Annotated in this window: 12 protein-coding genes; 5 read left to right on the top strand and 7 right to left on the bottom strand. The window is 67.7% G+C overall.

What is annotated here, in order from left to right; all coding sequences use genetic code 11:
* Nucleotides 1–113 precede the first annotated feature (113 nt).
* Nucleotides 114–344, bottom strand: a complete 231-nt coding sequence (locus R6Y94_RS23265) for a hypothetical protein (RefSeq protein WP_318398024.1) — start codon at nucleotides 342–344, stop codon at nucleotides 114–116.
* Nucleotides 345–672: 328 nt separating this feature from the next.
* A complete protein-coding gene (locus R6Y94_RS23260; protein ID WP_318398023.1) occupies nucleotides 673–1308 on the bottom strand; it encodes a ribbon-helix-helix domain-containing protein in 636 nt (211 codons plus the stop codon).
* Nucleotides 1309–1725: 417 nt separating this feature from the next.
* Here R6Y94_RS23260 and R6Y94_RS23255 point away from each other — a divergent pair, with 417 nt between their 5' ends.
* The 4 genes from R6Y94_RS23255 (at nucleotide 1726) to R6Y94_RS23240 (ending at nucleotide 5309) form a co-directional block, all read left to right on the top strand.
* A complete protein-coding gene (locus R6Y94_RS23255) occupies nucleotides 1726–2022 on the top strand; it encodes a transposase (protein ID WP_318398022.1) in 297 nt (98 codons plus the stop codon).
* 210 nt (nucleotides 2023–2232) lie between these two features.
* The gene (locus R6Y94_RS23250) at nucleotides 2233–3471 is read left to right on the top strand and encodes an IS110 family transposase (RefSeq protein WP_318398021.1); all 1239 of its coding nucleotides are present in this window, start codon (nucleotides 2233–2235) and stop codon (nucleotides 3469–3471) included.
* A gap of 37 nt (nucleotides 3472–3508) precedes the next feature.
* Nucleotides 3509–4402, top strand: coding sequence for an IS3 family transposase (locus R6Y94_RS23245; protein ID WP_318398020.1), 894 nt, complete (start codon nucleotides 3509–3511; stop codon nucleotides 4400–4402).
* Between the two features lie 244 nt (nucleotides 4403–4646).
* The gene (locus R6Y94_RS23240) at nucleotides 4647–5309 is read left to right on the top strand and encodes a site-specific integrase (protein WP_318398019.1); all 663 of its coding nucleotides are present in this window, start codon (nucleotides 4647–4649) and stop codon (nucleotides 5307–5309) included.
* A gap of 422 nt (nucleotides 5310–5731) precedes the next feature.
* Here R6Y94_RS23240 and R6Y94_RS23235 read toward each other — a convergent pair whose 3' ends face one another.
* The 5 genes from R6Y94_RS23235 to R6Y94_RS23215 all read right to left on the bottom strand — a co-directional run bounded on the left by R6Y94_RS23235 (nucleotide 5732) and on the right by R6Y94_RS23215 (nucleotide 11055).
* Entirely contained in the window at nucleotides 5732–6886 is a 1155-nt protein-coding gene (locus tag R6Y94_RS23235) for a low temperature requirement protein A (protein ID WP_318398018.1), read from the bottom strand.
* Between the two features lie 232 nt (nucleotides 6887–7118).
* The gene (locus tag R6Y94_RS23230) at nucleotides 7119–7307 is read right to left on the bottom strand and encodes a hypothetical protein (protein WP_318398017.1); all 189 of its coding nucleotides are present in this window, start codon (nucleotides 7305–7307) and stop codon (nucleotides 7119–7121) included.
* A gap of 299 nt (nucleotides 7308–7606) precedes the next feature.
* Nucleotides 7607–8728 carry an NAD(P)-dependent alcohol dehydrogenase gene (locus R6Y94_RS23225; RefSeq protein ID WP_318398016.1) on the bottom strand — a complete coding sequence of 374 codons (1122 nt, stop codon included), beginning with the start codon at nucleotides 8726–8728 and terminating at the stop codon, nucleotides 7607–7609.
* Nucleotides 8729–8775: 47 nt separating this feature from the next.
* On the bottom strand, nucleotides 8776–8868 hold the full coding sequence (locus R6Y94_RS23220; protein WP_318398038.1) for a BBE domain-containing protein: 93 nt from the start codon (nucleotides 8866–8868) through the stop codon (nucleotides 8776–8778).
* Nucleotides 8869–8895: 27 nt separating this feature from the next.
* The gene (locus tag R6Y94_RS23215) at nucleotides 8896–11055 is read right to left on the bottom strand and encodes an LLM class flavin-dependent oxidoreductase (protein WP_318398015.1); all 2160 of its coding nucleotides are present in this window, start codon (nucleotides 11053–11055) and stop codon (nucleotides 8896–8898) included.
* 364 nt (nucleotides 11056–11419) lie between these two features.
* Between R6Y94_RS23215 and R6Y94_RS23210 the strand changes: the two genes are divergently transcribed.
* Nucleotides 11420–12484, top strand: a complete 1065-nt coding sequence (locus R6Y94_RS23210) for an MBL fold metallo-hydrolase (RefSeq protein ID WP_318398014.1) — start codon at nucleotides 11420–11422, stop codon at nucleotides 12482–12484.
* The last annotated feature ends 137 nt before the right edge of the window (nucleotides 12485–12621 follow it).

The following is a 12621-nucleotide window of genomic DNA, read 5'->3' as shown; positions in this document are numbered from 1 at the left end:
GTCAGTCCTAACGATCTTTGGCCGCTAGGTTATTCACACTTGTGTCAAGTTTTGGCGGGGGTTTGGGAGGCGGGAGTTGGTGGCGTAGCTGTTGACGTGGCGGGTGATGGTGGTCAGCGCGGCTCGTAGTTCGGGTGGTGCTTGGGGTTGGTCGGTGGCGGTGAGTGGGATGGGCATCCGGTTGTAGATTTGGTGTAGAAGATGGCGATGCGGATGCCGTCCTCGGTGAGTATGTACCGGTTGGAGCGGGGTGGCCGGCGGATGAGGCCGTTGAGTCGGAGGCGGCGTAGGTCGTAGGTCATCTGGCCGGGGCGGTAGTCGTCGCCGAGCAGCCCGGCGGTCAAGGCGCGAAGGCTGTTGTTGGTGAAGGCCGGTTGCGGCGAGCAGCGTGTGGCAGAGTGCGCCGGTCAGGGCCATGACTCGAGGATCGCCGAATCGTAGGGCTGGGGTCCTGCCACCGTCCGGGTCAATCGTGGGGTGCGCGATCCGCTCGAAGGCTGGGCTCGCGAGGACACAGCCCTGACCGACACGTTGCGCGTCCAGGATCCGCCGGTTGCAGGCACGGGCCTTGGTCTGTAGGTCGTCCAGGTTGTGCAATCGGGCTTGCCAGCCCCAGGTCGCGGGGTGAGCCGCCCCCGTTTTCATGGAGTGATTGATGTTCCCCAAGGTCCCCTACGCCGCGTCGGCCTGGCTTTCGGTGGTGCGGATGGTCACGATGCGGCGAAGCACGTCAAGGGCGTGTTCGGCTTCGTCTTGGCTGACGGGTGTTGTGCGGGCGGTGATGTGTCTGGTCAGGGCATCGCGGATGATGTCGGATCGGCGGGTGTTGGCTTGGTCGGCGAGGTCGTCGAGCTGTCCCACAAGTGCGACGGGTAGCCGGATGCTGACCAGCATCATGGGTGTCTCGGGTACGGTTGCGGACGCGGGCGCTTCGGTCATGGACCTGATGACCGGTGCCAGACTCTCGGTGGTCTGGAACCATGCGATGACCTCGTCTTTGGTCATCTGGTCGAAGTTCGGCTCGGTCACAGGACTCGCCTCCTCCACTCGTCGAGGTCTGTGCCCTTGGAGGGCACGGGCTCCTATGATCTTGTATGTCTGGGTGGCGCCGATGCGGTCGCACAGCGCGGCGATGACTCGGCCGCTGTCGGCCATGCCCATGACGATGAGCAGTAGGTCCCCGAGGGCGCGTTCGTAGCGTAGGCCCGGCGGGGCGTACAGCGCCTGGGTGGTCTCGTCCACGCCGATGCCGTTGCGGCGGGCGTTGGTCAGGCCCTCGTCGGTCCACACGTACTCCCGCTCCGGCACCTCGTCACCGTAACACATTGTAATACGCTGGGCCTGGGGCGCGAGGGCCGAGCCTCTATCGTTCGAGTATCCGGACGTCGGCGTTGACGTGGGACTGGTTGATCACGCTGGCGAGGATTGCCATCGTCGGTACTCGGGTCCGATCACCGTTACGGGGAGCAGATTGGGAGCGGTGGCGCGCTCCCAATGGCGCTGAACCGCGTTCAAAGGACCTGACCTGCGGGTATCGGCCCCGGTGCCGATCTGCGTCCCTTGCTTCGTTGCTGGTCAGCGCGTTGTGGATCGTTTCTTGACAGAAGCGTTCAACGGCGCTGTACAGGCTTCAACTGCTGTCTATCGCTCCTGGCAGGGTGGGCTTCCCCCTGAGATGTGGACACCCTGAGACTGGACGTTGGTCCAGAGGAAGGGGTGTCCCCGTTGGGGCGTCCATCGAAGTACACGGAAGAGTTCCAGCGTGACGCGGTCGACCTGGTCCACTCGTCGGGGCGGCCGATCAACCAGGTCGCCCGTGTACTGGGGATGAGTCACGAGACGCTGCGGAACTGGGTCCGCAAGCGGGAGTGGCAGACCGGGACGAGTGCGGTGGCCTCGGGTGACGGGGTGTCGGTGGCGAACAAGGACGCCGAGATCGCCCGGCTGCGGCGCGAGGTGGCTGAGCTGCGGCAGGAGAAGGAGATCCTGCGCAAGGCAGCCGCCTATTTCGCGAAGGAGTAGTCCGGGCGCGGCGCGCCTCCCCGCGGGGAGAAAATGGTGGGTCCGCCCGGCGACGTCGTTCCATCATGGTGCTGCGCGCCCGAGAAGGAGTATGACGCTGGGTGCCCGCGTGACAGGCTCCCCGCAGTGTTGCTTCGAGCACGTGAGTCAGATTCTTCGGCCTGTCGGGTGCCTCCGGGCGGCTTCGCCGCCGAGCCTGGAGGGTCGTGGATGGAAGTCATCGTTGAGCGGTGCGCCGGGATCGACATCGGCAAACGTGACGTCAAGGCGTGTATCAGGGTGCCGGACGGTGCGGGCCGCTGGCGGGTCGAGGTGCGGACTTTCACCACGATGACCAGTGAATTGTTGCTGCTGCGGGACTGGCTGGCCATCGAGGGGGTCACGACCGTCGGGATGGAGGCGACCGGGGCGTACTGGAAGCCGGTGTACTACCTGCTGGAGGATTCGTTCTCGGTGCAGCTGCTCAACGCTCGGCACCTGCATAACGTGCCGGGCCGCAAGACCGACGTAATTGATGCGGAGTGGATCTGCCGGATGGTGCAACACGGCCTGGTCCGGCCGAGTTTCGTGCCCCCAGCGCCGATCCGGCAGCTGCGGGATCTGACCCGCTATCGGACCGAGGTCGTTCGCGAGCGAGTGCGAGACATCGCGCGGTTGGAGAAGCTTCTCGAAGATGCCGGCATCAAGTTGTCCGCGGTCGTCGCCGACCTGCTCGGTAAGTCTGCCCGCGCCATGCTCGACGCACTTATCGCTGGTCAACGGGATCCGCAGGTGCTGGCGGACATGGCGCTACGCCGGATGAAGTCGAAACGAGCACAGCTGGTCGAGGCTCTGACTGGGCGGTTCAGCGATCACCACGCGTTCCTGGTCCGTGCGATGCTGGACCGCATTGACGCCGCCGCCACGACGGTCGAGCGGATCTCGGCCCGGATCGCCGAACAGATCGACCCGATGCGCCGCCAGGTCGAACTGCTGTCGACCATCCCGGGCATCAGTACCCGCATCGCCGAAGTGATCATCGCCGAGATCGGCGTCGACATGGTGGCGTTTCCCTCCGCCGGGCATCTGGCCTCGTGGGCGGCAGTGTGCCCAGGAAACAACGAATCGGCCGGCAAGCAACTGTCCGGCAAAACCCGGAACGGCAACGCCGCGCTGCGGGCAGCACTTGGCGAGGCCGCGCAGGCGATCACCCGCACCAAGGACACCTACCTCGCCGCTCGATACAAACGCGTCGCCGCCCGACGCGGCAAGAAACGAGCGGTCGTCGCGGTCCAGCACTCGATGTTGGTCGCGGTCTGGCACATGCTCACCCACGACGTGGCCTACCACGACCTGGGCGCTGGCTACTTCACCGAACGGGCCGGCAAGTCTCGGCAGACCCGTCGCCTCGTCACCCAGCTCAACAACCTTGGCTACGCCGTCCGGCTGGACGCATTAGCCACGGCCTGACCGGGTGATCGCGGATATTTTCGAGTCAGATGGATCGGTGACCAGCCGCTTCCGGTTCATCTCCGCCCACCGGGCCGTGTTCGGCGTCAAGCGGCTGTGCCGGGTCCTGGCGGTGTCCCGCTCCGGGTTCTACCGCTGGGCAGCCGGCGAACCCGCCCGGCAGGCTCACGCCGCCGCCGAGGACGTCCTCGCCGAGCGGATCACCCAGGTCCACGCCGACTCCGGTGGCGCCTACGGATCCCCGCGGGTGACCGTCGAGCTGCGCCACCAGGGTGTGCGGGTCAACCGCAAGCGGGTCGAGCGGATCATGCGCCAACGCGACGTGGTGGGCCGGCACCTGCGCCGCCGCAAACGCACCACCATCCCGGATCCGGCCGCTGCGCCGGTGCCGGACCTGATCGGCCGGGACTTCACCGCCGACGCTCCAGATCAGCGGTGGTGCGGCGACATCACCTACCTGCGCGTCGGGACCGGCTGGCTGTATCTGGCCACGGTCATCGACATCGCCACCCGCCGCCTGATCGGTTGGTCGATCAACATGCGCACCGGACTGATCATCGATGCCCTCGACGCCGCCGTCGCCGCCCGCGGCGGCCGGGTCGACCGGGTGATCTTCCACAGCGACCGCGGAAGTCAGTACGGCAGTAGCGACTTCGCCGACGCCTGCCAACGCCACGGCGTCCGCCGCTCGATGGGCCGCATCGGCTCGTCGTACGACAACGCCCTGGCCGAGGCGTTCTTCGCCACCCTCAAACGTGAACTCGACGTCGACCACCGGCGCTGGACATCCGAGGCCGACACCCGCCGCGACGTGTTCCGCTGGATCGCCTTCTACAACCACCGGCGACGCCACCCCACCCTCGGCTACCTCAGCCCCGCCAACTACGAACAAACCCTCACACCCGCTACCCTGCACCAGATCGCGGCATAACCCGGTGTCCACATCCCGGGGGGAACCTCAAGCCGTCGTTGGCGAGTACGTATGCGCCGGCGACGCGGGCGCATGCCGAGACGGTGGTGCGGGGCTTCTACGCCTTCCACCAGGAGGCCGGGTCCGGGCTGATGGTCAACCCGTTCCCGCTGGTCGGTGAGCGGCGAGAGGGCCGGGCCCATGCGCATCACAACCCGATGGAGCTGTGGCAGCGCGAGCGGTCGGGCGGTATCGGCCAAGATTGGTGGCGCGGATTCCGCGGTGCATCCCGGATGAGCGGTTCAACCAGTTGTTCGCCGGGTTGGGCTCCCACCGTGACCGGGCTTTGGTGTCCCTGTGGGTATCGACCGGCGCGCGGGCGGCGGAACTGCTCGGGGCGCGTTGCGGTGACCTCGACGCCGGGCAGCAGGTGATCACCGTGGTCCGCAAGGGCGCGCGGGCCGTGCAGCAAATCCCGGCGTCTCCGGACGCGTTCGTCTGGGTACGGCTCTACCAGTGCACGTTGGACAGCTCCACGCCGATCGGGCGCGATGATCCGTTGTGGTGGACGCGTCGGCGGCCGTTGCGGGCGCTGAGTTACCCGGCGGCGCGGGCGGGGTTCACCCGCGTCAACCCGGTGTTGGGCGCCAACTGGTCGTTGCATGACTTGCGGCATACCGCGGCGTATCGGATGGCCCGAGATCCGCGGTTGCCGCTCACCGACGTGCAGTGGGTTCTGGGACACGCGCAGCTGTCCACGACGCAGTTGTATCTGAACCCGATGCCCAGCGAGGTGATCGCCGCGGTGCTGGCTCACCATCGGCGTGCTCCGGACGGCGCTCTGCCCGCTGGGGCGGCGGACGGCGGTCCGGTCAGCGAGTACCGCGCGGAGTCGCTGGACACGTTGTTCAGCCGGCGCTCGTCGTGACCGTGCTGACAGCGGGCGTCGTACCAGGCGGCGGTGCCAGGCGAGCAACGTGGCCGGGGTGACGATCCGGTGTTCCCGTATCCGGCGGGGTAGCAGGCGGGCCAGGGGGCGGACAGGACCGCCCGGTCCGGCCAGGACAACCGCAGCCGGCCGGGGACGTGGCGGCGCAGCACCGCAACCTCATGCCGCAGCGCGAGGACCTCGACCAGCAACGCTCTGTCACCATGGATCAACAACCCCAGGGCGTTGAACAGGTGGATCATTCCCAGGTACAGCAACCGCACGGTCATACCAGCGATCATCGGCGCGAGTCGAGAACTCCCAGATCACAGCATGTGCGACGAGTTATGACACGGTACAGGTGTCCGACCACACGGCTTTGCCCTAGATCGGCTCGGATCTGGTGGAGCAACGGGCGCGCGTCAGCGGGGCGGCGAGGCCTGCTCCAGTGGGTATCCGTAGGCTCGGATCACGTCCGCGGCGGCGACGGCGAACAGGACGGTGGCAGCTGCTGCAGCGACCCCGAGTGGCGGCAGGCCGACCATCACCGGCGCTATGGCCACGAGGACGAGGATCCCGATCGGCCGTGGCCGGGACACGCGGGCGAAGGCCACGTGCTCGAATACTGAGCGCCCGGCGAGGTAGAGCGCGGGCCCGCCGAGCATGGCGGCGACCCAAGCCGGTTTGGCGTGTCCGGATGGATCTTTGAGGACGAGTTCGGAACCGGCCGAGGTGGCGACGATGCCGAGCGCCATGAGTAGGTGGGAGAGCTCGGCCGACCGACCGAGCCGGCCAGGATCGGCGGATGCCGCGATGGCCTCGCCCAAGATCTGGCCGGCCCGGTAGAAGTAGATCCGCCACAGCAACACCGTGGTGACGAACGACAGTACAAGGGCCATCATTCGATCAGCCACGATCGGACCGTCTAGAAGAGTCGTTCCGGTGGCCAGGATCGTCTCACCAAGCGCGACGATGACGAGCAGCCAGTAGCGTTCGGCCAAGTACTCGCCCGCGACGGCCCACGGGGATACCTGCGAGCGCCCCAGCCGCGGTACCGGCCAGCCGAGTGTGCCCCCCAGGTAGTCGATCGCCAGGGCCAGCAGCCACAGCAAATTGCGCGTCAGTTCCTCTGGTGCGAGGGCTCCGGTGAGCCACGGTACGGCCGACGCGCCGAACCAGACGAGCGCCAGCATGTTGACGCGGCGCAGATCGTGGTCCCGCATGGTGAGTACGAAGAAGAGGGTGCGGCCCACCTGGGTCGCGACGTACGTACTGGCGAAGAGCAGGCCGGTCTCTCCGAGAGCCCCAGATATCGCGACCGCCAGGAACAGGCTCCCGAGCATCGTCGCGACGACAACGAGCTGGATCGTCGGGTGCAACGGGTCGAATCTGGCGGTCGTCCACGCCGTCTGGGTCCAGATCCACCAGATGGCCAGGAACAGCAGCAGAGTCTCGCTGTTTTCCGAAAGGCAAGTGGTAAACGTCTCGGCGATGTGGCCATCAGTGTAGTCCAGTACCAGTTCGTTCACGATCCGGGTGAACGCGAAGACGTATACCAGATCGAAGAACAGTTCCAAGAAGGTCGGCCGCCGTGGACTCTCATCCTTACGCAGGGATCTGGTCACTCTGTTCGTCGTCACCGGTCCGCCCGCTTCTTCGGCTTGTCACTGAATCAGTCGTACCACGTCGCCGCGCCGCCCATGGATAAGACGCACCTCCCGGTGACTGAAGGGCTGACCGCGCCGACGGGGCTGCTGCCGCGCCCAGCGTCATGCTCTCCCAACCCGGCAACGACCCATGAGCGGCGTGCTATACGCGTTCCGCGTAGGGCTGAAGCTGATATTTACGGTCGGCGATCATCAGCGCCAGGTCGACCAGCACTCGACCCCGATCATGGACCGGCCACCAGCCGGTACGGGCCAGCCCAGCCGACAACGCACCGGTCACCCCCGCCCGATCCGCGAGCATCCGCAGCAACGCCGCCCCGACATGCGACACCACACTACGACTACGTCACCGCCTGGAACACCGACGCAAGACCGTTCGTCTGGACCGCCACCCCCGACGAGATACTGGCCAAGGTCCGCTGGGTCCACACCCAGGTCCGCAAACTCCTCACCAACAACGACAAGTAAAAGATCTCAATTACACGACACCAGTGATCTGGTGCCCTCGGCGTGGCACCAGATCGAACGGTACGCCGACAACGCCGGTCGAGGCTGATCACAGCCAGCTCAGACACCGACTCCGGCAGGGCCGGATCAGTTATCGAGTACCTCTTCGGACGTCCGCGCCGGCTACCCGCGGGAGTGCGCTGCGGAGTCCGCGATGCGCAGCACCGGTTTGATGACCTCGCCGCTCGCCGCTGCGGCGAAGGCGGTCTCGATGTCGTCGAAGTCGTAGAATCGGACCAGCCGCTCGATCGGGAAGCGGCCGGACCGGTGGAACCCGGTGAGCCGGGGGATGAACACCTGCGGGATCGCGTCGCCTTGGACGATACCGGTGACGGTCTTGCCGAAGGCGAGCTTCGCGGCAGGCACTGTGTTGTCGACTCCGCCAGCGACGAGACCGACTCGGCCCAGCGGCCGCAGCGCGGTGACCGCGTGGTCGAGCATGTCGCTGCGGCCGGTCGTGTCGAGCACGTAGCCGACGCCGCCGCTGGAGATGTCCTTGATCGCCTCAGCCACGTCGGCCTGGGTCGCGTCGACCGTGTGGGTGGCGCCCAGCTCCTGGGCCAGGGCCAGGCGCTGCGTGTTGACGTCGACCGCGGTGATCGTGGCGGCGCCCGCGAGTCGTGCCGCCATCAGCGCGCCGAACCCGACGGCGCCGACCCCGAAGATCGCGATCGTTTCCCCTGCGGGTACGGCGAAGGAGTTGAGCACCGCCCCGGCGCCGGTCTGCAGGCTGCAGCCGAGCGGGCTGAGCAGTTCCAGCGGTAGGTCCTGGTCGACCTTGACGGTGTTGCGTTGCGTGGTCAGGGCATGGGTGGCGAACGATGACTGCCCGAAGAAGTGCCCGAAGACCTCCCCCGCTTCGTCGCTCTTCCGGCGCAGGCCGCGGCTGCCGTCAAGGCGCGTGCCGGAGAAGTTCGCGGGCAGGGCCTTGGTGCAGTATGCCGGGTGCCCGGCCAGGCACTGTGGGCAGTGGCCGCAGGACTGGTAGGAAAGCACTACGTGGTCGCCGGGACGCAGCTCGGTGACGGCGGGGCCGACGCGCTCCACGATGCCTGCGCCTTCGTGGCCCAGTACGATCGGCAGCGGTGCCGGGGTGCGCCCGTTGCGGACGTGGGCGTCGGTCTGGCAGATACCGGTCGCGACGATCCGCACCAGCACCTCATCGTCGCGGGGCTCGTTGAGCTCGAGGTCCTCGATGGAGAACGGCTGCCCTGGCCCCGGGGCCACGGCTGCTCGAATCTGCATGACATCTCCTTTGTTATGTCCGACAGCCCGTCGGACGCCAACAACAGTCAGCGGGGTTCTTCCCCGCCGTCGTCGGGCGGGATCGGGATGTTGCGGTTGAACACGTTGTCCGGGTCGTACTGCACCTTGAGCCTGCGCAGCCGCCCTGCGTGGGCTCAGGGAACGCTTCATGCAGCAGCTCCGGGTTGGTACGGGTCTCGAAGCTGAGGTACGTGCCTTCCAGGTGCGGGTGAATGTCGGCCCAGCGCTTGTCCAGCCCCGCGACGTCGTCGGCTCCGGTCGCGGCGATGACCGAGAAGTTCTGGCTGCGTTGCGCGTACGCGGTCGCCTCGCGGGGCACGTCGTTGACCGCCCCGCCGACGGACCGGATCTGCATCACCGAGACGTCGCCGAAGTGCACCATCGGGTGCATGCTCTCCGCCGCTGCGGCGGTGATGTGGGGCAGCAGCCCGCTGCTCGAGGCCCTGCCCGTGGTGGCGGTTGTGTGACGGGGCGACCAGTGCCGCGTACGGCACGATCTGCGCTTGTTGCCGGATGATCGGTCCGATGTCGACGAACGGCGTCAGCGCGGCCTGCGCCGCCTCCGCGTCGTCCCCGGCGTAGACCAGGGTGACCCGCGCCATCGGGCCGCGCGGGCTGGCGAACACGGGCAGGAAGCTGGACAGCTCGCGCGGTGCCTGCTCGACCAGCGCACCCCACCGGGTCAGCAGGCCCGCGGTGTCGTCGGCGTCCACGGTCAGCTGGGCGACCGCGACGTCGCCGACCTCGTACGCCTCCAACTCGAGGGCAGTGACGACCCCGAAGTTGCCGCCCGCACCCCGGATCGCCCAGAACAGGTCCGGGTGGTGCGCCTTGTCGGTGCGCAGGTAACCGCCGTCGGCGGTGCCAATCTGAGCGGCCACCACGTGGTCGATGGTGAGGCCGTACTTGCGGGCCAGGAACTTGCGGGCCAGGAAACCGACGCCGGCGGTGGTGCCGAGGCCGCCGCCCCCGACGTCGCCGTAGTCGCCGGAGCTCATCGCGAGCCCGTGCGGCGTCAGTGCCTGGGCGACCTCGCCCCAGCGGGCACCCGGCTCGAGGCGGATGATCCGCCGGGCGGGGTCGAGCACCTCGACCCGGTTCATCCGCGACAGGTCGATGCCAATGCCGCCGTCGTTGGTGGAGCGTCCGCTGCTGCCGTGGCCACCGCTGCGTACCGACAGTGGCACGCCCTGGTCGCGGGCGTAGTGGACGGCCTCGGCGGCGTCGCCGGGCCGCAGCACCAGCGCTGGCGATCCCCGGCGAATGTAGCTGTGCCGCACTCGCCCGTAGTCGTGGTCGCCGGGCTCGACGGCGTGGGCGGCCAGCGGGGCCGGCAGCGCGTCGTAGTCGAGGCCGGGCTGCCGCTTGGCGAGCACGACCGCCGGGCGGATCGGCCCGGTCGGGGTGCCGGCACCGGCTCGTTCTCGCGCGACGGCCTCGCGCAGCGCGGGCGCGACCTCCTGGCCGAACGTCTGGATGAGACGCGGGTCGTCCCGGCCGATGATGAACACGCTGAAGCCTTCGTCGAGCACCATCAGCAGCAGTTTCTCGACCCACTGCTCCGGCGGGCCCTGCAGGAAGCCCCGACTCGTCCCGGTGAAGTCGACCTGGAACAGGTTGAGCAGCCGGCGGATCTGCCGCAGGTCACGTCCGGCCTCCTCGGCGCCCCGGTCGATGATCCGGTTCGCGGTGAACCGGTCGGGCGACTGCAGGTATTCCAGGGTCGGCAGCCAGCCATCGGCGACGGCGTCGGTCAGCTCCAGCATCCTGGGCCTGTACGCGCCGAGCCAGATCCCGATGTCATGGGCGGGCGCCGGGCCCCGGCGCATACCGGGCACCTGGTAGTGCCTGCCGTCGTGGCGAAGCGGTTCGCGGTTCGCGGTGTCCCAGACTCCGCGGAGGATCTCGATGGCCTCCCGCAGCGCGTGCACCCCCTGCCCGGGCGTGAGCCGGCGGCCGCCCATGCCCTCGATCCCGTCCCACATCGCACCCGCGCCCAGGCCCAGCTCGAACCGGCCCTTGGACAGCAGGTCCAGGCTCGCTGCGGCCCGCGCCAGCAGGGCCGGCGGGCACAGCGACAGGTTCAGCACGTTCGCCGAGACGCGCAGCCGCTGCGTACGCGACGCGACCCAGCTCAGCTGGGTCCAGGTGTCCAGGAACCCCGGGTTGTAGGGGTGGTCCTGAAAGGTGGCCAGGTCGAGCCCGGCCGCCTCGGTCAACTCGGCCAGTGTCACCACTCGGTCGGGGTCGTCGGCGCGCGGCGTGATGAACGTCCCGAATAGCACCTCGTGACCGTAATCGGGCATTGCCCGTCTCCTCAGTTGCGGTGGTTGGACCTCATGTAGTCTAGGCAGCATAACTTTTGTCTGACAACTAGTTAGTTGATCAACATGATGCTCGGGTGCGATGAGTGGTCGCGGAGACGCAGGTCACCGATGGGGCCACTGGAAGCGTTGCCCGGAAGATGTATTGTTTGACAAATGATAGGTCGGGCAACCTTTTTCTGGATCATCGACGGCGCCGAGGTGACCCAGCAGGCATATGTCGACCTTCTCATGAAATAAGAGGCCAAACGGCTCTATCTGTCGTCGGATGGGTGTACGACGCATCGTCCGCCGCCCGTAGGCCTGCGGCAGCCAAGCCACGTGCACAACAGAAGGAAGGCAAGACATGGCGAGCAAGTACGGCGACTTCTATCCGAGCCGGTGGGGCTTCGCGAAGTCCGTGGTCGAGGGGAACGCGCCCTCGCCGAAGCAGTTCATGCCCGACTACCTCGACGACCCGTCCTTCTACGAGAAGGGCTGGCACGCCGAGAACGTGGGCGACGGCGGTAACTTCTACTGGGTGACCAGCCCGGCCGGGTACGACGCCGGCTTCGTGGTGACCGGCGACGGCGTGATCGTGATCGACGCCCCGCCGGGACTGGGCGAGAACCTGCAGGCGGCGGTCCGGTCAGTGACCAGGGAGCCCATCACGCACCTGGTCTACAGCCACTGGCATTCCGACCACATCGGCGCGGCATCCCAGTTTGGCCCCGAGGTGAAGATCATCGCGCACGACATCACCCGCGAGCTGCTGGCCCGCTTCCCCGACAAGTACCGACCGCTGCCGACCGAGACGTTCAGCAAGGACGCGACCCTCGACGTGGGCGGCACCAAGCTGGAGTTGTCCTACAAGGGTGCCGACCACTGCCCGGGCAACATCTACATCTACGGGCCCGCGCAGAAGGTCCTCACGAAGATCGACATCGTGAGCCCCGGCTCGGTGACGTTCGCGCACTGCGATGTGTCGGAGAACATCAGCGGGTTCTACCAGGCCCACGACGACATCCTGTCGTACGACTTCAAGGCCCTGATCGGTGGCCACATCTCCCGCTGGGGCACCCGTGAGGATGTGGAGATCGTGCGTGAATACTGGCACGACCTGCTGCACTACGCGGAGGAGGCGCTGTGGGAGATGAGCAACGCGGAGGCGCTGCAGGGGTTCGTCGTGGGTCTCGGCCGGGAGAACCAGATGGTCGGCGCCGAAAACTGGATCAACTCGATCGCCAACTACGCCACCGAGAAGACCCTCACCAAGACCACCTCCAACGGGCAGACCTGGCCTGAGCGCCTGGCCGGCGCCACGGTGTGGACCAAGTACCACGCCTGGACCGTCGCGGAGACCACCCGCACGGAGCGGACCCACCACGGCTACCAGGCGGAGGGCAACGGCGGCCCGGCGTACATCGCCTGATCCGATCACTCCCCGGGAGGACCGTGGCGCCCACCCGCCATCGAGCAGGGCGCGGGGCGGATCCTCCCCCGGGGGGGGGGGGGGGGGGGGGGGCGCGCCCCCCCCCGCGCGCCCCCCCCCCCCCCCCCGCGCCCCCC

Source organism: Plantactinospora sp. KLBMP9567 (assembly GCF_033446045.1).
Classification (GTDB): domain Bacteria; phylum Actinomycetota; class Actinomycetes; order Mycobacteriales; family Micromonosporaceae; genus Plantactinospora.
The sequence above is the reverse complement of the archived record's forward strand: the minus strand, read 5'-3'. Positions and strand labels throughout refer to the sequence as shown.